This is a genomic window from Anaerolineaceae bacterium oral taxon 439 (genome assembly GCA_001717545.1).
Taxonomy (GTDB): Bacteria; Chloroflexota; Anaerolineae; order Anaerolineales; family Anaerolineaceae; genus Flexilinea.
The window spans coordinates 679,617-704,003 of record CP017039.1 but is presented as its reverse complement, the minus strand read 5'-3'; the positions used below and the strand labels follow the sequence as shown (position 1 = coordinate 704,003).

Annotated in this window: 19 protein-coding genes and 1 tRNA gene; 11 read left to right on the top strand and 9 right to left on the bottom strand. The window is 53.5% G+C overall.

Annotated features, from left to right (window positions below):
- Positions 1 to 3 precede the first annotated feature (3 nt).
- Entirely contained in the window at positions 4 to 1,437 is a 1,434-nt protein-coding gene (locus BEQ56_03305; protein AOH42587.1) for a hypothetical protein, read from the bottom strand.
- Positions 1,438 to 1,604: 167 nt separating this feature from the next.
- Between BEQ56_03305 and BEQ56_03300 the strand changes: the two genes are divergently transcribed.
- The 3 genes from BEQ56_03300 (at position 1,605) to BEQ56_03290 (ending at position 3,696) form a co-directional block, all read left to right on the top strand.
- Positions 1,605 to 2,513, top strand: coding sequence for a ribokinase (locus BEQ56_03300; GenBank protein AOH42586.1), 909 nt, complete (start codon positions 1,605 to 1,607; stop codon positions 2,511 to 2,513).
- 53 nt (positions 2,514 to 2,566) lie between these two features.
- Positions 2,567 to 2,651: transfer RNA gene (locus BEQ56_03295), tRNA-Ser, on the top strand.
- A 148-nt stretch (positions 2,652 to 2,799) separates the two neighbouring features.
- Positions 2,800 to 3,696 carry a hypothetical protein gene (locus BEQ56_03290; protein AOH42585.1) on the top strand — a complete coding sequence of 299 codons (897 nt, stop codon included), beginning with the start codon at positions 2,800 to 2,802 and terminating at the stop codon, positions 3,694 to 3,696.
- Here the strand turns inward: BEQ56_03290 and BEQ56_03285 are convergent.
- Positions 3,681 to 4,181 carry a hypothetical protein gene (locus tag BEQ56_03285; GenBank protein AOH42584.1) on the bottom strand — a complete coding sequence of 167 codons (501 nt, stop codon included), beginning with the start codon at positions 4,179 to 4,181 and terminating at the stop codon, positions 3,681 to 3,683. The genes BEQ56_03290 and BEQ56_03285 overlap by 16 nt on opposite strands.
- Before the next feature lie 427 nt (positions 4,182 to 4,608).
- On the opposite strand from BEQ56_03285, the gene BEQ56_03280 reads away from it, so the two are divergent.
- The 3 genes from BEQ56_03280 to BEQ56_03270 all read left to right on the top strand — a co-directional run bounded on the left by BEQ56_03280 (position 4,609) and on the right by BEQ56_03270 (position 7,844).
- Positions 4,609 to 5,130: a hypothetical protein gene (locus tag BEQ56_03280; protein AOH42583.1), complete on the top strand. Its 522-nt coding sequence runs from the start codon at positions 4,609 to 4,611 to the stop codon at positions 5,128 to 5,130.
- Between the two features lie 128 nt (positions 5,131 to 5,258).
- The gene (locus BEQ56_03275) at positions 5,259 to 6,344 is read left to right on the top strand and encodes a hypothetical protein (protein ID AOH42582.1); all 1,086 of its coding nucleotides are present in this window, start codon (positions 5,259 to 5,261) and stop codon (positions 6,342 to 6,344) included.
- 6 nt (positions 6,345 to 6,350) lie between these two features.
- Positions 6,351 to 7,844: a hypothetical protein gene (locus tag BEQ56_03270; GenBank protein AOH42581.1), complete on the top strand. Its 1,494-nt coding sequence runs from the start codon at positions 6,351 to 6,353 to the stop codon at positions 7,842 to 7,844.
- 15 nt (positions 7,845 to 7,859) lie between these two features.
- Here BEQ56_03270 and BEQ56_03265 read toward each other — a convergent pair whose 3' ends face one another.
- Positions 7,860 to 8,981: a hypothetical protein gene (locus tag BEQ56_03265; GenBank protein AOH42580.1), complete on the bottom strand. Its 1,122-nt coding sequence runs from the start codon at positions 8,979 to 8,981 to the stop codon at positions 7,860 to 7,862.
- A gap of 313 nt (positions 8,982 to 9,294) precedes the next feature.
- Positions 9,295 to 10,182 carry a hypothetical protein gene (locus tag BEQ56_03260; GenBank protein AOH42579.1) on the bottom strand — a complete coding sequence of 296 codons (888 nt, stop codon included), beginning with the start codon at positions 10,180 to 10,182 and terminating at the stop codon, positions 9,295 to 9,297.
- 180 nt (positions 10,183 to 10,362) lie between these two features.
- Between BEQ56_03260 and BEQ56_03255 the strand changes: the two genes are divergently transcribed.
- Both BEQ56_03255 and BEQ56_03250 read left to right on the top strand, forming a co-directional pair.
- The gene (locus BEQ56_03255; protein AOH42578.1) at positions 10,363 to 10,563 is read left to right on the top strand and encodes a hypothetical protein; all 201 of its coding nucleotides are present in this window, start codon (positions 10,363 to 10,365) and stop codon (positions 10,561 to 10,563) included.
- 141 nt (positions 10,564 to 10,704) lie between these two features.
- Entirely contained in the window at positions 10,705 to 11,457 is a 753-nt protein-coding gene (locus BEQ56_03250) for a hypothetical protein (protein AOH42577.1), read from the top strand.
- Between the two features lie 183 nt (positions 11,458 to 11,640).
- Here the strand turns inward: BEQ56_03250 and BEQ56_03245 are convergent, their stop codons facing one another.
- From BEQ56_03245 to BEQ56_03235, 3 genes are read right to left on the bottom strand one after another with little or no spacing between them, the layout of a single operon-like run.
- The gene (locus BEQ56_03245; protein AOH42576.1) at positions 11,641 to 12,681 is read right to left on the bottom strand and encodes a hypothetical protein; all 1,041 of its coding nucleotides are present in this window, start codon (positions 12,679 to 12,681) and stop codon (positions 11,641 to 11,643) included.
- Positions 12,678 to 13,676: a hypothetical protein gene (locus BEQ56_03240; GenBank protein ID AOH42575.1), complete on the bottom strand. Its 999-nt coding sequence runs from the start codon at positions 13,674 to 13,676 to the stop codon at positions 12,678 to 12,680. Before BEQ56_03240 ends, BEQ56_03245 begins: the two co-directional genes overlap by 4 nt.
- Entirely contained in the window at positions 13,673 to 14,905 is a 1,233-nt protein-coding gene (locus BEQ56_03235) for a hypothetical protein (GenBank protein AOH42574.1), read from the bottom strand. Before BEQ56_03235 ends, BEQ56_03240 begins: the two co-directional genes overlap by 4 nt.
- Before the next feature lie 579 nt (positions 14,906 to 15,484).
- Between BEQ56_03235 and BEQ56_03230 the strand changes: the two genes are divergently transcribed.
- Entirely contained in the window at positions 15,485 to 16,048 is a 564-nt protein-coding gene (locus BEQ56_03230) for an aminoacyl-tRNA hydrolase (protein AOH44382.1), read from the top strand.
- A complete protein-coding gene (locus BEQ56_03225; GenBank protein ID AOH42573.1) occupies positions 16,048 to 19,470 on the top strand; it encodes a transcription-repair coupling factor in 3,423 nt (1,140 codons plus the stop codon). The genes BEQ56_03230 and BEQ56_03225 overlap by 1 nt, the downstream gene beginning before the upstream one ends.
- Before the next feature lie 555 nt (positions 19,471 to 20,025).
- Here the strand turns inward: BEQ56_03225 and BEQ56_03220 are convergent.
- Complete coding sequence (locus BEQ56_03220) at positions 20,026 to 22,203, bottom strand: hypothetical protein (protein AOH42572.1); 2,178 nt, start codon at positions 22,201 to 22,203, stop codon at positions 20,026 to 20,028.
- 314 nt (positions 22,204 to 22,517) lie between these two features.
- Here BEQ56_03220 and BEQ56_03215 point away from each other — a divergent pair, with 314 nt between their 5' ends.
- On the top strand, positions 22,518 to 23,447 hold the full coding sequence (locus tag BEQ56_03215; GenBank protein AOH42571.1) for an integrase: 930 nt from the start codon (positions 22,518 to 22,520) through the stop codon (positions 23,445 to 23,447).
- Positions 23,448 to 23,681: 234 nt separating this feature from the next.
- On the opposite strand, the gene BEQ56_03210 is transcribed toward BEQ56_03215, so the two are convergent.
- The gene (locus tag BEQ56_03210; protein AOH42570.1) at positions 23,682 to 24,170 is read right to left on the bottom strand and encodes a hypothetical protein; all 489 of its coding nucleotides are present in this window, start codon (positions 24,168 to 24,170) and stop codon (positions 23,682 to 23,684) included.
- Positions 24,171 to 24,387: the final 217 nt, after the last annotated feature.

The following is a 24,387-nucleotide window of genomic DNA, read 5'->3' as shown; positions in this document are numbered from 1 at the left end:
CCTCTATCTTTCATTTTTCACAACCGAAAGCGTCTGAATGGAGCATTGGTTGCGCTGCAGTAAGTGGATAATGTTACTCGGATATAACGACTGGTCGTCTAAAAGGATGACTTTTTTTGCGCCGATCGCCTCGTTGAGGTTATGCCCGGAGCGGACTTTCGTTGACTTAACGAACAGTTCGATGAGCTGCGATTGCGCGGCGTCGAGTTCGTTGTTCAGGTCCGGTATCAGGAAGTATCCTTCGCTGCTGATCCGTCCGCGGAGGAAAGCCAGTCCCCGCCGAAGCAGGTCGATCAGCTTCACAATCAGCTGGCGCAGGAGCGGTTCGTCGGCGTTGAAGAAATCCGGGAAAATCCGCGACAGGAGAAGCGCCGCCCCGGAATCGAGCTCTTCCCGGACTGTTTTTGCCGATCGGATCGTTCGTCCGGCCGGCGCGTCCGTGAACGCGAACCCGTTTCGAAGTCCGTTCGAAATCGCGGACAGGAGATTCCCTCCGGCGAGCGATTGAACGGATTGCGCTGCGTTCGAAGCCGACTCGCTGGGAAGCTTGTAAAAATTGGCGGCGATAACGTAGCCTGGAATGCGTTCGGCCTCGTTGGCGACGGTCGCAGGTTCCTGGATCCGGCGGAGAAGGTTCATCTGCTGCTTTTTCGATTGCGCGGGGATCAGGTCGAACGGTCCGGTTTCTGACGACCATCGGCCAACTTCCATCAGGATCATCGGGATCGGGCGGCCGAGGATGGAACCTGCGACCGCGTTGTACCATTCGTATATATGAAATCCGCGATGATCTTCCCCGGTTTCGCGAAAATTCAGCCGGCCGGCTTCGACGATCGGCCCGCCCATCCCCCATTCGGTCGCGTGTTCCTGAAAACCGGCGTCGGCGGATAAGAAGAGATTTGAAATCAGCGCGTTCCCATCGGTTTTCATCAGGCGCAGCGATTCGGCGAGAAAGGCTAAATCGGGATAGTCCCCGCCGGGAACGAGCGTCGGGAAAACGGGAATGACTTTTAACTCGACGCAGATTCGCGCGTAGGTTTGGAATATGGCGACGAAACGCTCAACTGGGCCGGCCTTTCGCCAGTCCGCCGCCTTCCAGGACGATTTCAGGTTGGGCGCATGGAAAAACTGGACGAGATGAACCCCGAGCCCCTGATAATACGCGATCCGTTCGCGGAAAACGCTCGGAGAAGGCAGATTCTTCAAGGAATAACCGACGCGAATGATCGGTTCGATTCCGGCGCTGACGATCTCGCGCAGGAAATTTTCCGGGATTTCCGCCGATTCGGGAATTGGAAGAACGACCCAACGTGTCCCGGCCGCCGTCAGCTTCGGGAGCCAGAACGAAAGACTGGCTTCGTCGAAATGATCCGTGTCATTATAGTATTGGAATCCAAGGCGATTGATTTTGGACGTTAGCTGCCGATCGTTTGCCATGATAAAAAGCCACCCCTTTTTAACGTGTCTTTTTGAATATGCAATAAATATGCCATTCGGATCGGTCGCTTATTTCCAGAATCGGCGTTAGAATTGACAGAAGAAAAAACAGCGATCCGATCCGGATCGATTGGCTTCATTGGAGCGAAAGAGGAGGAACGAACTTCATGGTTCAAACGAAAATCTGTATCGCAGGCTCGTCTAACATGGATCTGGTGACGACGGTTTCGCGGATGCCGCTCCCGGGCGAGACGATCCTGGGGACCGGCTTCAAAACTGTTTTCGGCGGCAAGGGCGCGAATCAGGCGGTGATTGCGGCGAAGCTGGGCGCAGACGTCGCGATGATCGCGAAGGTTGGCGACGACGCGTTTGGGGAAGCATATCTCCGGAATTACCGCGACGTTGGTGTGCGAATGGATTATGTCGGGCGTTCGGAGAGCGCACCGACCGGGATTGCGGCGATTACGGTTGACGCGGACAGCCGTAATTCGATTATCGTTGTTGCCGGGGCGAATTCCGAAGTGGGAATTGCGGAAATTGAGGCGGCGCGTCCGGCGATTCGCGGGGCGAAAATCTGCCTGACGCAGCTTGAAATCCCGATCCCGTCCGTCCGGCGCTTTTTTGAGATTGCGCGGGAGTACGGCGCAACGACGATCCTGAACCCGGCTCCGGCGGCTGAGCTGGATCCGGCGCTGTATCCGCTCTGCGATTTCTTCTGCCCGAACGAGATCGAAGCGGAGATGATGAGCGGAGTGCCGGTCGCGAGCGCTGAGGACGCGCCCCGTGCGGCGCGGGTCTTTCTGGATCGCGGCGTGAAGGCAGTCCTGATGACGCTGGGGCGACATGGGGCTTATTACGCGGATCGCGAAACGGCGTTCCTTGTTCCCGGGCTGAACGTTGACGCGGTCGATACGACGGGGGCGGGAGATTGCTTTCTGGGGAGCTTTTCCGTTTTTTATGGAGAGGGCGATTCAGTTCGCGCTGCGATCGAAAAGGCGAACCGGGTGGCTGCGATGAGCGTGTCCCGACCGGGTGCGCAGCCGTCCTATCCGAGCCGCGCTGAAACGGGGCTGTAGGCGGGAGACGATTTGTCAGGCGGAAGAAAGCATGATATATTTATTCCGCTTTCGGAGAGATGGCCGAGCGGTTTAAGGCGCTTGTCTTGAAAACAAGTGTGGGGAAACTCACCGTGGGTTCGAATCCCTCTCTCTCCGCTGAAATCAAAATACCGCGTGTTGGCGGTATTTTGATTTTACAGTGCATGAGCGAGATTCCAGTCCCCCCGCACGGAGTGGTTCCCATGCAACGAAGGAGGATCCACCCCGTATATAGAAGCATATCTTATTTCATTGAGGAGGCTTCATGCTGAATATCCTTAAACCAAACGAGGTCATTGACGCGGCGCGGCGGATCAGGAGTTCCGGATGGGGAAAGCTCTTAATATGCTACGGGATTTACGTTTTATTGCTGCTGGGCAGCGGATGGCTCGTCCGCTCAATCGGCATAGGAGCAGAAATCACGTCGCTTTTGATCTCGAACGCTGTTGCGACGGTTGGCTGCGTTTTGTTCATGCTGACGATCGGAAAACGAACGCCGGAGTCGCTGGGACTGGCGCTGGATGGGTTTTTTAAACGCTATGCGTTGGGCTGGCTTTTCGCCGCGATTTCTCTATGCGCCGTCTGGCTCGTGAATTATTTCTTCGGGGTGATCGAGACATCGCTGAACCCGGGTTTCAGCGGCTGGCTGTTGGCGTTGCTATTCGTTGGTTTTGTCTTTCAGGGCTTCATGGAAGAATTTCTGCTGCGCTCGCTGATTATGACACAGCTTTCGCTTAGGCTTGGCGCTTTGCTTGGGATTCTCTTGAACTCTCTGCTTTTTTCTTTGGGGCACGTTGGCAACAGCGGCGCGACATGGCTCAGTACGCTGAATACGTTCCTGATCGGTATTGTTTTCAGTCTGTTATTTTATTATCATGATACCGTCTGGCTCGTCAGCGGGTTTCATTCGGGCTGGAACTTTATTCTTGGTCCGGTCCTGGGCGTCGCGGTCAGCGGGTTCGAGCTCCCGACGAGCGTACTGGCAACCCATTCGAACATGACGCGTGCGGGTTTAAACGGAGGCGCTTACGGGTTTGAGGCCGGCTATCCGGTTCTGGTGCTGTGCCTGATCCTGATCGCGGGGTATGCAGCGCTGATCCTGAAAAACAGGGCGAGATTCATCAATGACCCGGCGTCCGCATCCGATCAGCCAGCGAGCTGACCCCAGAGCGCAGCGGCGGCGCGCAGATTTGCGCCGGTCGCCGAACCTTCGGAGGAGGCTGCCCGGATAAAAGCGAGCACGCAGATCGCTACGAAGAATAACAGGACGAGAACAACAATGATCAGCAGGATCATCTTAATCGTCGTGAAGCATCCGGCCGCGGATGAAATTGCGCTGGAAACCTGACGGACGGTCGGGAGGGCCTCGGCGATCGGGATCCGGTTCGGTTCAGCGGGCTGGACCGGGAGGGAGACCGCTTTTTTCTCAGGCGCGGACGACGACGCGCCGCAGGAGGGACATTTCAGCAGTTTCCGGTCGTAGCTGGACTTACAGTATTCGCAGACGACGTACGGGTCCGGTTCTTTTGCGCCGTCGCTGATCCGCACAATCGTTCTGACCGCGCCGCAGTTCAAACAACGTTCGTGATAATCTGAATAATGCGCATTGCAGCTGGTACAGCGGTATTGGATCGGTTCGTTCATCATAAAATAAGTCGGCTTTCTTCAAAGAAATCGTCGAGCGCCGCCCGGCGTTTTCGCGTTTCCCCGCGCAGGTGGATTCGCGTATAAGAATACCCAAAAAATCCTTTTTGGGGCGGGATTCGGGGAAGAATCGGGCGGAAACGAAGGTTTAATAAATTTCTAATCTTTTCTGGTCTTGGAAAAGGCGGAGGCAGGCGGTTCCGCCCGGGACCGAATGATATAATAGCGGGAATGGACCGGACTGATTGGCTTTTGGCGGCTGGCGTAACGTTTTTTCTCGGGTTGGCCTTTTATTTTCTCCTGCCCCCCTGGGGGTGGGTTGGAGGCGCGGTCCTCGCGGTTTTCATGATATACCGGGGGAAGCTTCGCCGGGATCGGAGCCGGGAATAACGAAAAACGATCTGCGGATCGGGTCAGGAATGAGAGAAATATGACGAATGAATTAGCGGTAAAAGAGAATATGGTTGTCAGTTTGGCGTATGAACTGACGGTTGACGGGGATACGGTCGACCAGGCGTCGGAAGAACGCCCGCTCGTCTATCTCCATGGACGCGGGAACCTGATCCCGGGGTTGGAACGTGAAATCGAGGGGATGAAAGTCGGCGAGTCGCGCTACGTGAAGGTCGCGGCGGCGGACGGTTACGGCGAATTTGATCAGGAGGCGATTATCGGGCTGGATCGGACGCTTTTCGCCGATCCGGAATCGCTTCAGCTCGGCAGCACGGTTCATCTTCAGGACGAGGCCAACCAGTATTTCGAAGCGCGCGTCCTGAAAGTTGACGACGCGACCGTTACGGTTGACCTGAATCATCCGTTAGCGGGGAAAGAGTTGACGTTCGACGTGAAAATCGCCGATCTGCGCGAGCCGACGCCGACTGAGATCAGTATGGGCTTCGTTCCACAGGGCGGCTGCGCGAGCGGAGGCTGCGCCTGCTGTTCCGGCTGCCACTGATCGCCTGATCGTCCAGTCAGATTCCGAAATTTCAGATCGGACGCCAGCGTGCTGCGAAGGGATCCGGTCTTTTTTATTTTGTGCTATGCTTAGCGCGTTAAAAATATTGAAAAGAGGCGTAAAAACTGATGAAAAATTATCGAATTCCCATGATTCCCGGTCCGACCCGGCTCAATCCGGTCAGCTTTAAGGCGTTGACGAGCGATTTTGGCGCGAGTTATCAGGAAGAAGAATTTTATGAGCTTTACGGCGCGGTTGGCCGGAAATTAGCCCGCCTGATGGGGACCGAAAACGAGGTCATCCTTCAGCCGGGCGAGGGAATGGCGGTGCTCTGGGGGGCGGTTAAAAGTACGCTGAAGCCTGGCGAAACGCTGCTGGCGGTCAGCACGGGCCTGTTCGGCGAAGGGTTCGCCGACATGGCGAAGGGGATCGGCGCGCGCGGAGAAACGGTCGCTTATGATTACGACGAAACGATTCATGATTTGGACCGCGTCGAGGACGCGATTAAACGCTTCCGCCCGAAGGTTCTGACCGTGGTGCATTGCGAAACGCCGTCCGGGACGTTGAATCCGCTCGACGAACTCGGCGCGTTAAAAAAGCGTTACGATATTCCGGTCATGATCGTCGACGCGGTCTCGTCGATCAGCTGCGCGCCGGTTCGCGGCGACGATTGGAACGCGGATATCGTTTTAGGCGGGACACAGAAGGGCCTTTCGCTTCCGCCAAGTCAGGCGTTCGCTTCGGTCAGCGACGCCGCCTGGGAGATTATTCGCGAGGTAAACTACGTCGGGTACGAAGCGTTCGCTCCATATCGCGATCTCCCGCGAACGAAGGCGCATCCGAACACGGCGGATTGGAACCAGACCGCGGCGCTGAACGACGTATTGGACGACATTCTGGACGGCGAGGGACTTGAAGCCGTTTTCGCGCGGCATGAATCCGTCGCGGCATTCGTTCGTTCGGGCCTCGTCGAGGCCGGGTACCGGCTCTTCCCGAAGCCGGACGCGGTACCGTCTCCCTCCGTGACCGCGGTTTATCTTCCCGAAGGACGGACGTACGACGCGTTCAGTCAGGCTGTCGGCGCGCATGGCATGGGGATTGCGGGAAGTTTCGGGAAGATCGCCGGAAAAGTCTTCCGCCTGGGACATATGGGGACGCAGGCGACGCGGGAAAACGCCGAAGCGGCGCTTGAAGTTTTGTGGGCGGTCCGGTAAAGGACGATGAAGTCGGCGAACGTCGCGGTGATCGGCGCCGGACTGGGCGGCCTGGCGGTTGGGATCCGGTTGGCGGCGGAGGGCTGCCGTGTTCGTGTCTTCGAAAAGAACGGGCGCGTCGGCGGTCTTCTGGGGTCGACGGAGCGCGGCGGTTTTCTATTTAATCTGGGCGCGGAGATCGTTACCGCGCCTTTCCTTTTCGATCAGCTGTTCGAATCGGTCGGGCGCAGGCGCGTCGATTATTTCAAGCTGATCGAGACGGTCCCGATTTTTCAAGCGCTTTTTCCGAACGGCCGGCGTTTCGCGTTCTACCCGACACAGGAGGAAACGCTTTCGCTGAACGTGTTTTGGGAGGAATCGGATCAGGGGGCGTTAAAGACGTATCTGGAAGAGAACGCGGTGAATTTTGATTCGCTGTTTTTCGATTACTGCGGACGGGTGGTAGACGAGCGGTTTCTGGCGTTTCGGAATAACGCCTGGTTCCGCCGCCTTGACGTGAACCAGTCGTGTTATGAGCTGGGGAAAAAGACGTTCGCCGCTCCGGAGCTCGGCGCGCTGTTCGGGTTCTGGCCGCTGTTATCCGGCGGTGACCCGCGCAGGTCGAGCCGGCTTTTCGCCCTGCTTCCGGAGCTGTTCCTGCGATGGGGAGCGACGGTCCCGATCGGGGGAATGAATCGAATCGTCGACAGTATGGCGCAGCTTTTTCAGGAAATGGGCGGCGAAATTCGCCTGAACGCCGCGGTTCAGAATATCCAGATCATGAATAAACGGGCGACCGGCGTTCGGCTCCGCGACGGCTCGATCCAGCAGGCCGACATCGTTATTTCGGACGTCGATACGCTGACGACGTATCGGGAGCTCATCGATTCGGACCGGACGAAATATGAAAGCGTCCGGCTTGCGCAGGAACGGACGCCTGGAATGAGCGCGTTTGTCTATTTTATCGGGACAAAAGAGATTCTTCCGGAACGGATTTCGCTTGCCGGAACGAATATCCTTTTTCCGGAAAACTATGAAGCGTATCTTGACGACGTTTTCCGTTGGGGGACGCTTCCGGACGATCCGCTGATCTGGTTCCGGATTCCGACGAAAACGCTCCCGGATCAGGCCCCGGCAGGGAACGAATCCATTATTGCGATCGTTCCGGTTCCGAATACGCTCGGCGGACGGGTCAACTGGGCCCAGCAGTCGTACGCCTACCGCGACCTGATCCTGAAGCGGCTGGGTTCGCTTTTTTCGGTCGATATCCGTTCGCTGATCGCAACCGAGTTTTATATCGATCCGAACGGGCTTGCGGGCCGGGTCGGGTCGTACGCAGGGGCGCTGATGTCGTCGCTCCCGGAGCTTCGGCGGGACGGTCAGCTTCGGCTTTCGAACCGGAGCAAGGATATCGAGCGGTTATACCTCGTCGGCGCGGGGGCGCATCCCGGCGGCTCGATCCCCGGCGTCCTCCTGGGCGCGGAGAATACGGCGGAGATGATTAAGATCGATTTTGCCTGACGTGCGGCGATCGATTCAGGCTTTTCGCCGGAAGAAGTCGGCAATCGGGTTAGACCTGATCTTCAACTCGGTATCATATTCCGCGACGAATTTATTCAGGACCGAGAGCAGGATTTCCAGCTCATCCCGGTCGCATTGGTTCTGATGCGCAATGACGAAGTATTCTTCCGCAAGTTCATCCGGACAATCTCCGATAAAGATTCCATACGAGGCGCAGTAGTCGACGATCGCGCGCGTCGTGAAGATCGGTTTTCGTTTAAGAACGGTCGCGACGCCCGCCGCGGAACCGCTTTCGCAGAGCGTCGTAAAGCCGTTTTCCTCAGCCCATGTCCGAACCGCGGCGCCGATCTCTTCGATCCGGCGGGACCTGGCTTCGAGTCCTTCAAGAAAGATCAGGTCCAGCTGCTTATTCAGCGCGTTCAGCTGCGGATAGAGGCAGGATGCGAAGACCGGCGGTTTCTCGTTGAGCTGCTGCTGCCAGCTGAAGTTCAGCGTCAATCCGGTACCCGCGTTTGAGAGCGTCTTGAGACCGGCGCGTTCGCTGAGCGCGACGACGGAGAGGCCGGCGGGGACGCCGAACGATCCGTCCAGCCCGGCGTAGTAAACGTCGACGTCCGGCCCGACGCGGAGCGGTTTGCCCGCGCCGAGCGCTGACGACGCGTCAACGAAGATCATCGCGTCCGGCTGCGTCCGGCGGATCAGCTCGGCGTAGGTTGGAATGTCGAGCCTGACGCCGCTGTACGGATCGATTTCAACGAAAAATATGGCGCTGTAGGACTCCTGATCGAGGGCTTTGGTCAGCTGCGCTTTGCGAAAGACAGACCCGTAGCTGGCATCGAGGATTTCGAAATCTTTATTGAGCGCCTTCGCGACGGTCATCATCTGCGACGAGATCGGGCCGTTAACGCCGAGGAGGATCGGACTGGCGTCAGTAAAGCTGTTGAGGATGAGCTCGAATAGCGCTTCGCGCCGCTGCGGAAGGAGGGCAACCTGAGCCGCGTCCGAAAAGAAAATCTCGCGAAAACGGATTTCATGCAGGCGTGGAAGCTCATTTACGTCAACGCTGTACGGCCTGGCCATTGCGGCGAGAACGGCGGGCGCGACGGCGCCGGGGAACGGCGTAAAGGTATATTTCATGCGCTGATTACGGCCGGTACGGAACGATTAAACGGAAAAACCGAATCCGCACCGGCGGATCGGAACTTCCGTTTTAGTCGTGGATCCGAACGGTCCGCGCCCGTCAGAGAACGAGCGAAAGGACGATTAACGCGCCGATAAAGATCACGGCGAGGACGCCGATCCGTTTCAGGTTGCTGACGACGTAGGTATAATCCGGATTGAAACCGGCCGGCGTTTCGCTGATCTCGCTGCCGGAAGATGAGAAGCTGCGTCGAGTCTTTTTTGCCATGTTTAGAAATCCTCCGATTTTAGTAAAACCGCGCGGGGTGGATTAATCATATTTCCCCGTGACGACGATTCTTTGATTGTCGATCAGGTAAGGGTAACAGGAAATCAGCGTGACGGTCGCGTCGGCGGTCTGACTCATGACCTCAACCTGGTTCGGTTGAACGATTTTCGTCTCCTGAACGGTATAAGTATACGACTGTTTTTCGGTTAACAGGATAATTTCGTCTCCGGAACGGAGCTGATCCAGGTCGCGAAAGAGCTGACCGAAGATATCGTTATGCGCGGAGAGGATGAGGTTGCCGGCTTGCCCCGGTTCGGCGCTGGCGGCGTTTTCGCCGACGCCATTTTTCAGCGCGTTCCAGTCGTCGCCCCAGTTTACCGGCGCGTCAACGTTGATCGCCGGGATCCGGACGCGGATCGGTCGGGCCCGGCCTTCGGGTATCTGGAGCGGCGCTGACGATCCCTGAACGATGAGCGATCGCAGGTGCGCCGGGATTTCGGCTTCATTAAATGAAGCGGTCCCGCTCTCGTCCGGCGGCGTATGGCCGCCGGGGAGGACGACCGCGCTGATAATCGCCGTCGGCGTCAGCGTCGGCAGGATCATGCTTTCCGAAGCTTCGCGGTTGATCCGGTTGAGCGTCTGCGCGCCGCGGAAAAAGATCCAGAGGACCCCGATTACAGCGCAGATTTCAACCGCCAGCAGGATCCGGTCGATTTTCCGTTTCGGCGAGGATCCGCTTCGCGGTTCGTTTTTTGGATCGGAGAGACGCCGGTTGAGCTCATGATTTATCGGGGTGTCTTCACTGTTTACGGCGCGACCGTTCGCGCGATATGACGCGATCCGCGCGCTTCTCCCGAGGATTTTCCGATCGATGAAAAGATCCTTGAGCTCGTCCTCGTCTAATTCATCCGCGAATTTTCGTTTTGCCATACGATTAATTATAGTCAGGAACGTCAATTTCAATCCGTTTCATCATTTATTTCATCATTTCCGGCGTTTGAGAAATAAAATGGCTATAATTAAATTGTAGTCGGGGGTCTGGCCGTATGGTTAAGCCCCGGAACGTTGAAAACCGGATAGGATATGTAAAGTCGGGTTGCCGGTTGCCCAATGATGGAGGAGATCATGAAAAAATTGTTATTAGTCGTTTTAGCTGTACTTGTTGTGTCGGTTTTTGCGATGACCGCTTGCTCGAAGGATGAGCCGACGGCTGAACCGACGGTCGACGCTGCCGTTGAGTCGGTTGAGGTTGCCTCTCCGGATGGCGCAGGCGGCCCCGCTGATATGGTGATCGTTACGGAAGCTCCGTAAAAGACGATTGCCGTCGATATGAATTGAATCGGCGGCGGCGGATCGGAACGATTCCGATTCGTTGCCGCCGAACCTTTTAAGACGCCCGCTTCAGGCGCGCCAAGGCGAAAGATCGTCTCCTGACGGCGTTCCGCTTCTGGCTTGATCGTCTGGAGTTTCCCACTGTACTTTTTCGGGATGCCGTCCCAGGTCAAGGCACTTTTGGATCGGACACTGCCGCTGAGCCTTCCGTTTATTGGTCAGGAGGCGGACGGAACTGCGACCCATCCGCAGCGTTTCCGTTCGGACAGCCCGCGGGTCGTCCTGATTTCGACCGCCGGATTTTATACGCTGAAACGGAATATTGACGCGTTGGCGTTGCAGTACGCAATCATGACGCCGAAGAATTTGCTGACGACGATCTTCTGCCCGATGGGCGAGCTCTTTCAACAGCCAGCCTTGCGCGGGACAACCGACGCATATTTAGAGAAAGTCCGTAAGGCTGGACGAGAATACGCCTCCGATTTTCGGATTTCTCCGGAAACGGCGCGGGCGATCGTAGAACCGCTTTTTCCGGTCGATCTGTTTATTGAGATGGCGAATCTGAGCTGGGGCGTCGAGGGTCCGCGCAAGTCGGCAAAAACGTTGGAAACGGAAGCCGCTCTGGTGGAAACCGCGCCGGAAGACGCGGCCGACGAGGAAATGCCGTTAACCGCGGCGCAGCGGGAAGCGTTTATTCTGACGAAGGGGATGAGCGCGATGTACCGGCCGGAGAGTTATCAGGGGAAGGAACGCATTCTCGAAATGATCTATTCCGATCTGGACGTATCGTTCAAGCTGATCATGGACGCGGAGCGCTGCGAAGTTGTCCGGTCGAGTCCGAAAGCGGCGACGGCGACGATCGAAACGCCCTGAAAGGGCTGGAAGGACATTTCGGAAGGGAAGATGGAGGGGTCGGCGTCGCTGATGAAGGGGTTGTATAAGGTCCGCGGCGATTTCAGCTTCATGATGAATTAGGACGAGATCTTCGGAACGGTGAAAACCGGGGATGGAAGCGCGGGTAAAGCGGATACGGAGGCCGACGCGGCGCGCGAGCGCTTACTCGAGGCATATCTTAAGATATGCCTCGGTCATTTTTTCAACGCGGAAGCGGCGGAGCGCCGTTTCGCGGGCGGCGGCGCTGAACGCGGCGCGGTTTTCGAGAACGGCTCCCGCGGCGGCTGCGAGCGAGGCTGAATCCGGGGTTTCGAGCTTCCGGAGGCTGACGCCAGGGTCGGCGATCGCCCCTCCCGGCCCGACGACGTCCTTTAACGACCCGGTATCGTAACCGACGACCGGAAGCCCGACACTCAGCGCTTCGATCACGGCGTTGGGACAGGCCGGTTCCGGCTCGACCGACAGGAAGAACGTCGCTTCCCGTTCCAGCGCGATCAGCTCGTCTTTCGGGATGACGCCTTTCCAGTCGAACGTGAGTCCGGATTCGTGCCGGGGGGCTTCGGCTTCGGTACGGGCGCGGATCGCGTCCGGGACATTCCCGGCGATCGTCAGCCGGACCGGAACGCCGTATTTCTGACGCAGCGCCGCGCAGCAGTCCAGCGCGCTCCCGAGGAGGATTTCCGATCCATGCTGTAAATTGCCTTCGGCAATCAGGACGCGAATCGGTTCGCTCGTCCGCCAGTTTTCAGGATCGCGAATCGGCGAGAAACGGTCGGTATCGACGCCATTATAGATTATCGTCGATGGCTTTGAGACAGGTCCGTGAACAGCATTCCAATTTTCTTCGCAGAACCGGCTCTGATAAACGATTGCGCTGGCGAGGAAGCGGCGCGTCCAGGCGATCCGCGAATTCGCAAGGTCGGCTTTGATCCCATAGCGGAGGCCGGCGCTTTGAACACGATGAAGCCAGTTCATGCCGTTGAGCCGGTGTACGACGGGAACGCCCTGCCGCCGCGCCCGGATCAGCGCGGGCAGCGGGCGCAGCGGCCCGCCGATAACGAGATAAGCGCCGACGTCTTTGCGGTCCAGCTCGAAATGCGCCTCGACGCCGAATTCAGCGGCGGCGCGGAGGAAGGATTGCTGAAAGGAGGCGGGGCCTCCGATCGATTCGATCCTGGGAACCAGGCAGAGGTTTTCCGTCATGCGTTTTCTCCTTTCAGCCAGTCGTAAGCGTCTTTCAGCGATTCGCCGATCGGCCGCGCCGGACGCAACCGCAACGCCAATCTCGACGACTCGTTATTGTAAAAGTAATATTTCCCGGCGAGCCGCGCGGGGTCCGAATCGCTTCCGCCGGCGGGAAAAAGGCTGCGCGCGCGCTGTTTCAGGCGAAAGTAGCGGTTGACCGCGCCGGATCCGATTTTCAGCGCCGGCGCGGGCTTCCCCGTGATCTCGGACAATTTACGATAAAGATCGTCGTAGGTGAGATTTTCTCCGGTCAGCAGGTAGCGCCGTCCGCGTTCGCCATAGTCGATCGCACCAATAAGCCCATCGACGACGTCGCGGATGTCGATTAGGTTGATTCCGCCCTCGAAGCGGAAGGCCGGCGGTTTTTCCGCGAACCGCGTTATCAGGTTCAGTTTTCTCCGGGAGCGGTCTCCCGGCCCGACAACCTGGCCCGGGTTGACGGTAACAACGTCGAGTCCGTAGGCTAACGCCCACTGGGCTTCGGTTTCCGCCAGCTTTTTCGACGCGGTAAACGGTTCGTCCTCGATTCGAAGCTCGGTCCCGTGGCTCTCCGTGACCGGGATAATTTTCCCGCCGTCCGGCGCGCGTCCGACGACGCAGCCGACCGTCGAGGCGGCGCTGACAAAGACAACGCGGCGAACGCCCGCTCGGAAGGCTTCCTGAAAAACAAGGCGCGCCCCGACGACGTTGACCGCGTAGAGCGGATCGAGCGAACGGGTCGACAGGCGGCGCGCGGCGAGATGTACAACTGCGTCAGGATAATAGCGCATCGCGGCCTGGATCGACGCTTCGTCGGTCAGGTCGCCAATGACGCGCTGAATCGGGAGGTCGGTCAATCCGGCGAGCGAGCTCGAATATCGATGAAACGCGACGACCTGGTCTCCGCGTTCAACGAGCGTACGGCAGAGCGCGCCCCCGATAAAGCCGGTCGCGCCTGTGACGAGAACGATCATTCGCGCGCTTCCTGGAGGTAGTTTTCGAGCTCCGTCATCCCTTTCGCAGCAGCGAAATAATCGGACATCAGGTCCGTCAGCCAGTTCTTCTGGATTCGGGCGGCGCTGTCGCGCTGTTCCTGCGCCCAGCCGAGGATAATCCCGTCATCGATCATTTCGGTAATCCTGCGCGGATCCTGGATCAGGGTTGTCAGCCAGTTCGTCGACTTGGTGGCCTGATAGCGCGCGACCGCTTCTTTGTGCTGCGCTGCTACGGTTTTCAGGAACGAATCGTCTTTGATGAGCTGGTAGCGGTCGATTTTATACAGCTGCGCCGCTTTTTCGATTCCGCGGAGCGTTTCCAGATCAAAATAATCCAGGAGTTTCCGGAAGTACACCCGCGTGAAATAATGGAAAAAGCCGTCGACGCGGCGGAACGCTTTCAGCGCGTCGAAGTAGCCCATCTTGATATTGCGTTCGATCCGTTCATGGTTGAATTCGAAAACGCCGCCCAGGTCTTCAGTAAAAACGATCCGTTTCACGTAGACGCTCGGGTCGGTAATCGGCGGGAAATGGCCGGTCCCGTCGATATCGACCGCAATAATTTTCTTGAACCCGCGGCGGATCATCATGTTGATTGGCATGTTATCGTAAAGGCCCCCGTCGATGAGCGCTTTCTCCTCGGATTTAACCGGCTTGAAGATCGGGAAATTGGCTGAGCTGAGAATATACTCATGCATTTTCTCCGGCGCGATCTCGTCTTTAAATAATTCGACCGGCTTGCGGCCTTTAATATCGACGGTGACAAGGCCGAAATCGAGCGGTGAACGGTAGATCTTCTGAACGTCGATATGGCCCGAGATCAGGTTGGCCAGCGCTTCGTTCGAGAGACCGCCTTGATTCAGGAACTTCCCGACCATCGCCCTGATATTCTCCGGCGCCATGAGATCCTTTTCGCGGTTGACGCTGTCGTTGACTTCGACGATATCGTCCATCCTGATATTCAGGTAGATTTTCTCGATTGCCCTGACGGTATTGGTCAGGAACAATGCGCCGTTGATCGCCCCAATCGACGTGCCGCAGACGCCTCCAATCGGGATCCGGAGTTCTTTCAGCGCCTTCCAGACCCCGATTTCATATGCGCCTCGTGTTCCGCCGCCGGAAAGAACGAGCGCGTATGAATTTTCAGGGGTCAGTCTCGGCGTCAAAACGGCGCCGGTGATTTTTCTGATGATGCTGTTTTGTTCCATGCTTCTACCTCTTCGATTTGGGCGAGATAATTTCAGCGGAAATGGTTCCGCCTTTCGGCCTATTATAATATAGAGCACTGTTCCGCTTCTTTTCCGCGCTGTCCGCGGCTTCTCCGAAAGGCTTGGTCAATCTGACAAAGTAAATGCAGCTGCACTTCAGCTTTTCCGCCCGCCGTCCCTGGCCGCATTACTTTGACAGCTCACATCCTTTGCCCCTTTCACCGAAAATCGCGCATTTTCCTCGTTAAACCGCGAATTCTCATGTACACTTAAAGATTGATATGGGAACGGAGGAAAACTTTCGATGGAGATAACGCCAGCGCCAACGGCGACGCCGGTTCCGAATCCAGCGGCGATATCGAGCGGAACGGTCGTCCTGACGGTCTTCATTGCGACCGGCTTAACGGTCCTGTTTTTCTTTTTCTTGAAAATATTATTCGACCTTCGAAGCTATCGTTATCGATAATTAGATGGGTTTCGGGCGGCGTCAGTAAAGGACGAGGTATGGAGGAATTTTTCAGAGCACTGAAAGACAGGCGGGAGGCTTCCTCTTCCGCCGGACCGGGCGGAGAAACGTTTCTGCTCGTCGGGTTGGGAAATCCCGGGCGCGAATACCGCGAAACCCGTCATAATTTCGGTTTCATGGTCGCCGATCGTATCTGCGAACGGGCAGGGACAGCGGCAGACAAAGCTCAGCTGAAAGCGATCACGGCTACCACGACGATCAACGGTCGGCGCGTCCTGATCGCCAAGCCGCAGACGTTCATGAATCTTTCAGGGCAGGCGGTTTCTGCGCTCCTGCGGTATTATAAAATTCCGCTCACCCGTCTTCTCGTGATGCATGACGATCTCGACCTGCCGTTTGGAACGCTGCGGATGCGTCCCGGAGGCGGATCCGGCGGTCAAAAGGGGCTGGTTTCCACGATTGAGCAGCTGGGGACGCAGGATTTCGCGCGGCTGCGCTGTGGAATCGACCATCCGACCGGCCGAATGATAGTTTCCGATTATGTCCTGAGCAAGTTCCGGAAAGAGGAAGAAGCGGAGCTCCCCGCCGTTCTTGATCGCGCGGCGGACGCGGCGACGGCATTCGTTGTCGATGGGATTCAGTGCGCTATGACGAAGTATAACGGGAAAGCAGATTGATGAATTCCAAAGCCGCGCTTCTCGATATGATTCGGGCGCAGCCGTTTTTTCACGAGCTGCGCAAGTTTCGCCTGGAACGCGGCGGCCGTGGATGGATTCGAAGCGGGCGGCCCTTGCTGATCGCGGCGCTTGCTTCGGATCCAAAGCTCGCGGAAGTCGGAACCCGTCCGATCCTGATCCTGACCGATAAGCCGTCGACGGCGAACCTGATCGCCGACGAGCTTCAGTTCTGGGTCGAGTCCCGGCCGGTCCAGATATTTCCCGCGCCGGACCCGCTTTTTTACGAACCGGGCGCATGGGGCCCGGAAATTCGTGCTGAGCGAATCCGTGTCCTGACTTCGTTAGCGAAACGCGCGCTTCCCGGTGAAACGAAAGGGGCCGCGGCGCCGCTGATCGTCGCGCCGTTGCGGGCGGTCATGACGCGGACGATCGACCGGAAGGCGTTTCTTAAAGCAACGAAAATTCTCCGTGTCTCCCAGCAGGCAAGTCCGACGGCGCTGGCTCGCCTCTGGCGTGAGACCGGCTACGCCGGCGGCGAAATCGTCCGGGAACAGGGATCGTTTTCGCTGCGCGGCGGACTCCTCGACGTTTGGCCATATACCGAAAAAACGCCGGTCCGCCTCGATTTTTTCGGCGATGATCTCGACGCGATGTATACCTTTGACGCGGCGACGCAGCGCAACACCAGCAGAGCGGAGCGGATCCTCGTTCCTCCGGCGCGCGAGGTTTTTACGCCGGCTCTTGCGGATGGGACGTTCGCCGATATTGAAACCGACGAGTTCATGATCCCGCTGCGGAACCGGATTCAGGCCTGTTTACTCGATTATCTTCCATCAAATACGCTGATCGTCTTTGACGACGAGCTTCGGATCATGGATCAGGCGGACGATATCGAGGAACAGGCGGAACGCCAGCGGGGCGTGTCGGTTTTTGATCACCTTCTCCCCGAGGATTTTCCGCAGCCGTATGTTTCGATGTCGGAGCTACGGGACCGGATGGAATCGTTTGATCTTCTGAACCTGGGGGCGCGCGGCGAAACGGAGGATGATAACGCCGCGAACTTCAGCGATTTTGAACCGGCGGAGCGCTTCGGCGGGAAGCTGAGCGACATGGTCCAGGCCGCGTTCCAAAGCGAAGCGGCGGGCGTTCCGGTCACGATCGTCAGCCGGCAGTCCGCCCGGCTGCAAAAAATGATCGACGCTGCGCTTCTCGCTGAAGAAGAGCTTAAACCGCCGGTGGTCCTGAACGGGACGCTTCGCGAAGGGTTCCGCCTGATAGGCGAAAATGGGGAAGCGCGGGCGCAGCTCTGGAGCGATCAGGAGATTTTCGGTTGGGAACGGCCCGTTCCGCGGCGAAAAACGCAGCGCGCGGTCGAAACGTCGGAAAACGGGATCGATGAGTTCCGGCCTGGCGACTGGCTTGTTCATATCGATTACGGAATCGGTCAGTACGCCGGGATCGTAACGCGCTCGATCGACGGTTCATCGAAGGAATTTCTAAAAATTTTATATGCCGCGGGCGACGAGCTTTACGTCCCGGTTCATCAGGCCGATCGGGTTACGAATTATATCGGCCCGGACCTGAGCGAGCCGGTTCCGACCCGCCTGGGGACGACGGAATGGCTGAACGTCAGGCAGCATGTTAAAGAGAAGGTCGTCGAGGTCGCGGAAGACCTGATCGAGCTGTACGCAAAGCGGCAGGTCGTCGACGGTTACGCTTTCCCGGAAGACAGTCCCTGGCAGCAGGATCTCGAAGGCGCGTTTCCATACTTTGAAACAGAGGACCAGAAGAAGGCGATCGACGCGGTTAAGGCGGATATGGAGCGGCCGCGGCCGATGGACCGATTAATCTGCGGCGACGTTGGTTTCGGAAAAACTGAGGTCGCGCTGCGCGCCGCGTTTAAGGCGGCGACAGCAGGGAAGCAGGTCGCGATCCTGGTCCCAACGACCGTCCTGGCGCAGCAGCATTACGAAACCTTTTCGCAGCGATTCGCCCCATTCCCGGTCACGGTCGAAATGCTTTCCCGATTTCGGACCGCCTCGGAACAGCGACGGATCCTTGCCGATCTGGCCGATGGAAAAATCGACGTTATTATCGGGACGCACCGGCTCGTTTCCGCCGACGTTCGCTTCAAGGATCTTGGTCTCGTCGTGATCGACGAGGAGCAGCGCTTCGGCGTCGCGCAGAAGGAATACCTGAAAAAGCTGCGGACGAAAGTCGACGTATTGACGATGTCGGCAACGCCGATCCCCCGGACGCTGTACATGGCGTTGACAGGCGCGCGCGATATTTCGAGTATTACGACCCCGCCCGACGACCGCGTCGCCGTGATAACGCATGCCGGTCCGTATTCCGAGAAGCTCGTTCGTCAGGCGATTTTGCGGGAGCTCGAACGCGACGGCCAGATCTTCTATCTCCATAATCGCGTTCAGTCAATCTATGTCGTTAAGCAGCAGCTGGAAGCGCTCGTTCCTCAGGCACGGATCGGCGTTGGACATGGTCAGCTTCCGGAAAAGGAGCTTTCGGCGGTCATGGACGCGTTTTACCGCCATGAAATTGATATCCTTTTAAGCACTTCGATTATCGAATCCGGGCTTGACGTTCCCAACGCGAATACGCTGATCGCCGATCATGCCGACGCGCTGGGCCTGGCGCAGCTGTACCAGATTCGCGGACGCGTCGGACGGAGCACGCAGCGCGCCTACGCTTATTTTTTCCGAAATACGAAATCGACGCCGGAAGGGATCGAACGCCTTGACGTGATCGCTGAGAATACACAGCTGGGCGCGGGATATTCGATCGCGATGCGCGATCTGGAGATGCGCGGCGCAGGCGAACTGTTAGGGCATAAGCAAAGCGGAGCGATCGCCGCGATCGGTTTCAGCCTTTACACGCGCATGCTGGCGCAGGCGGTCAAGACGGTCAAAGAGATCAGGGGCGTTGAGATTCCCGACGAGGATATCGCGGTGACCCGAGAGATGGGGCTGCTTTTCGATCCGATTACGGTCGAGCTTCCGCTCGATATCGGAATTCCGGAAAGCTACGTCGCGGAGCGGACGACGCGGATTAAACTGTACCGGCGAATTGCGGCGGTGCATGACTCGATGAAGCTGGAGGCGCTGCGGGATGAGTTTACCGATCGGTTTGGGCCGCTTCCTGAACCGCTTGGGAACCTTTTTTATCAGATCCAACTGAAGATCCTCGCCGAGCGAATCGGACTTTCGGCTGTGGTAAAGGAGGCGGCTGCGATCGTGCTGCGCTTCCCGCCGCTGCCGGGGAACGTCGAGACGCGCGGACTGGAGGACGTCGGGCAGGGGATTCGAGCTGGAAAGAACGCTTACTGGCTGACAGGGCTTGATTTTGAGACGGACGACTGGCGGGAAGCTGTTCTGGCGCGGATGGAGCGGGTAGCTAAGATGTAAGTATTTTTTAACTGTAAAAGGCAGAATATTTATTGGAGGACGAGAACTCCAGATTTATCCTTTTTTCAGGTGTTATCTACTGCATCATTTGCAACGAACGCCCCATATTTATGGAAGATAACGGTCTTCGTTTAAAACGCAAGATAAGTATAGATCATTGGCAAACCAACAAACGAATACGGGGGATTTAATACGATCGCTTCGAAAGGTTCGTCGTCCCAATGCTGCGGATCGATCAACGTATCCCCATGCGCGACATTGAATTTATTATAACCAATATCATGCAAAAACATATTGATCCGGCAGAGATTATACGTCGTAATGTTGATCTCCTGGCCATAAAAGCCCTGACGAACGTTTTTCCTGCCAAGAATTTTGGCCGCTTTGAGAAGGAGCGATCCGGGCCAATTACTAAGTTTTAATCAATTTCAATGGTTACATGCCATCTTTATATATATTTTAATTTTTTTAAATTATGAATATTTAATTTGTTATATATTATAAATTATTATATTACATAATCATAATATTTATCAAATTGACAGTTATACTATCTTATTCAACTTCGCCTGCTTTCCATCGATTTACAAGCTTCTGTGCCTTTTGTTCATTAACATGGTCCATTTCATTCGTCTGGTAATTCAAAACAAATGAAGCTAATTTGATTTGCTCAATTTCAGTAAACTCATGCAGCTTATTTTTGTCAAAACTTTGTATGATATTATAAACTTCATCTTGTGAAATGTATTTTTCATAGTTTTTTGAATAAAAACCCCAACCACTACCATTAGTGCCATTCCACCTACTTGCCATAGAACAAATAAATTTAAGTTTATTTACTTCACATTTGAATATTTTTTTCAGATATTTTGTCACTCCATTTTCATCAAGATTCTCCCATAAATAAAAAGCATGACCAAATCCATTTATATCCGATATCGATTCAGAACTTGTAATAATACGAATTTTTTCTACATAAATTTTTTCAAGTTCTTCAAGATGCGCTAAACTTACAGCTTGTTTATCCCTATTTTCTGAACCCCCTGCTAATCTTCCGTATGAGAGTTCTATGCCGTTTATAATTCTAGCCATTGCCGCTAATCCATTTTTATCAACTTTTTCTATTGCAGCGCGAATAATTTGATATTTTTCTTTCTCTGTATTAAGTTTTTTTATAATATTTTCTATAAAATAATTAGCTACATCACATGCCGCTCTTGAAAAAATGCTCTTTGAATTCTCACCTTTAAATCCCCCGTGTAAATCAAGCAGCACAGATGCGATTAAGGACAAACGCCCATATGGTATCTTATCACTTAGCGATCTGATTTCTTCTAGAAAATAGATAATATCTCCCTTATTGTTGATTTCTTCAATAGCTGTACACAATGCTTTTCTATCAAGCTCAAAGATGCATGCATTTATTATGCTTCTAGAAACTTTTATATCGTCCAAGTCAAGCATAAAATATAATTCAAATCTTCCTTCATGAGCAACCCTCATGCTCGCTCTAATATCTGATATCGATTGATAATCATACTGATATTCGCCAACGTCTTTTGAAAATACAGGAAACATTGTTGAAATACATCTTATCGCCACATTTGGATCTATTCCAATACTTACAAATTCATCATGATACAATTTACAATAATCTGGTTTATCACCCATACTTGATATCAAACCATGCATAAGTCCTCCACAAACAGCATCTTTATTATTGCAAATCCATTTATACAATTCTGGTTCTAATACTTCAAGAGTTGTAATACCTAACATATCCTCAAAAGAAGTTTCTTGATATAGCATCTCATACCTAAACTGAAAAGCATTAACCAATCTATTTATATCTCTTAATGTATTAATATATGGACTTATGCAGTTTGTGAATACTTTGCTCCAATAGTTTTCATCTAATACCACTTCCTTAGGTAAATCACGAACAATTTGATCAAGCTTGATAAGTAAAATATTGTGCAATTTAGTTTTTCGTAATTCCGGAAGTTCGAATGGAACCTGAATAATCTTCTCTAAGTATGCATTTCCATCTATGTTATGCATCTCTGTCAATGCACGACGAACAACGGTTCTATCCATAACCAATATATATATTACATTAGGGAAATCCGCCACCTGTTTAACTAGCTGAAAAATATCTCTAATCTGTGAATTAGTTAATCGGTCTATATCGTCAATTACGATAATAATTTTTTTATCAGCTTTTATCAATTCCTCTTCAAGATTTTCTCTGGTCTTATCCAAATCAGGAACTTGCATAAGATTAGTTCCTTGTACTTTAGCAAGAGTCCTTAACATTGCAGCAACTCCTGAACCGACCACTGGCACAATCGATAATGCATCAAAAGCTCCCGCATAATCACTCAATGCTTTTCCTACTTTATTTTTAATTTGTTCGTTACCTTGAACTTCTATTTTATTTTTTAAACTTTGAAAAAACAAACTAATGAGATTATCCTTATCAGAATAATTCCACGGAACAAATCTCATGATTAATGGTTTGTTTTCATCTTCTTTTGCAAGTCTATCAATCTCATTTTCTGCCATATTAATAACAGACGTCTTTCCAGTTCCCCATTTTCCAAATAATCCTATCACCAATCCATCTTTAGCATTATATTCATAAACTGCTTTTCCTAACTGTTTTGAAAAAACTGATCTTCCTAATAAATCTTGTTCTTCTGTATCAATTGGTTTATCTGCACTGTAATTCATATAAACACTCTCCCAATGCCCATTTCATAATATACCTACTACTTTTTTACTTATATTTTAAACTCTTAAATTCTGTGTCATTTAACTTTTCAAGCTTTCTAAGTTCAATCATTCTTTCTTTTTGCTCAATCCCTTTTCGAATTAGGACTACATTATAGCTTTCCATATCCGCAAGTACCAATAGTTCATTTAGACTTGCATAGTGTAGGATTACCATAGATGCGTTACAAATTAGAGAAAAAGAAAAGCGAATGAAGAAATCTCGTTTATAGTTGAGTCTGCGAAAACCAAAGAAAAGGAGATACCCATTCGCTATGAAGACGATAACACAAATTCTTAGATTCAGGGAGTCCATGGTAAAGTATTGTGAAAAGCATGGAGTTAGTGAAACAGCAAGAAAATACAAGGTCAGCCGCCCAACTGTATACAGATGGATGAAACGGTATGACGGGACACAAGATTCTTTGCGGGATTTCTCTCATAAACCTAAAAGTCATCCGAATCAGCATACAGAAGAAGAGCTCAAGCTGATTCATAACATGCGAAAACGGAATCCGCATGCCGGATTAGTCGTATTCTGGGTAAAACTGCGCCAGCGAGGGTATACCCGCACCATTACAGGTTTGTACCGCATCCTCTGTAAAAGTGGAGAAATGGCGATCAAGGTGAAAAATCCAAAATATATTCCTAAGACATACGAAGCGATGCAATATCCGGGACAACGCGTTCAAATTGATGTCAAGCACGTTCCTCCCGCTTGTATTGCTTCTAATTCATTCGGAAGTAAGAAATACTACCAATATACTGCTATCGATGAATATTCTCGTTTTCGTTACGTTGAAGGCTTCGATGAGCTGAGTACCTTTTCCTCTGCTGTCTTCCTGGAGAATATGCTTAAAGCCTTCAAATTCAAGGTTGAATGCGTTCAAACAGATAACGGTACCGAATTCACAAACCGATTTACCTCGAATCGCGATCGCCCCACGCTGTTTGAGCAGCTGCTCAAACAGCGTGGCATCGTCCACAAACTCATTCGTCCCTATACCCCTCGTCATAACGGTAAGGTCGAACGTTCACACCGTAAAGATAATGAGTACTTTTACGCAACTCATCCCTTCTATTCGCTAAACGATTTTAAGAAACAACTGAAGGTTCATAACCATTGGTACAACAATTTCCCGATGCGTCCTCTCGCCTGGCTTTCCCCTTCTCAGTTCCTTAAGATTCATCTTTCAAATTTGTAACGCATCATTGACAAACCAACACAATAGTTCATTTAGACTTGCATAGTCTCTCATATTTCCCTTTAAACCTGAATTTTCTTCACGCCATTGTTTAGCTCGCTTATTGAATAGAGAAACATTGAGCATATCGGCTTCACTTACATATTTGCAGAGCAACTATTCGTTTATTAAATCAACTAATAGACATTCCTTAATGGCATCAGTATGAAGACTGCGGTTAATCTTTGAGATTTCCTATAGTTTAACCAGCCGATCATTACGATTCGCGACGCTGTTGCCCAGCTTGTTGCTGTTAACGTCGATGTCGTCAAACAGTCCCTTGAAACTCTCTTCGCTGGCGGTACCCCGCGCCGAATCTTCGATACTCCGGAAAACCGCAGCCAACGTTTCGTTTAAGTTCTCGTCCTGCGCAGCGCGGATTCGAACGTTCTCGAATAACTGGCTCGGAAGGATAAAAAGTCCCTTTTCCATAACCAACCCGCTGCGCGCGTTCTCCGCGTCGGAGTCGGAAAGGCGGGCGTAGTCAAACGTTTCATCTCCGGTCGCCTTCCGCTCTCCACGATTAATGTATTCCGTCAGATTCTCGGAAATATAACGATAAAACAGCATGCCGAGAACATATTGCTTGAAATCCCAGCCGTCTACGCTCCCGCGTAAGTCATTCGCAATATTCCAGATCGTGCGGTGCAGCTCCGCCCGTTCCTGCTCTTTTCGTGTGTCCAAGATTCGCCATCCTCCCAACCTGAACTATTCCTGAAAGCTGTATCGTTCCTACGCTTATCAATCATACCAGCCTCGCAAAAAAATCATTAAAATTGAATCCGACGGAAAATCAGCGAAAGCCGACCTCCCCGACCTGCCCGACTTATGATTGGCGGGAAAATCTTTCGCTCTCAGCTCCGGCCTGCACCTATTGAATCGACCGGGACAGGATATAAAA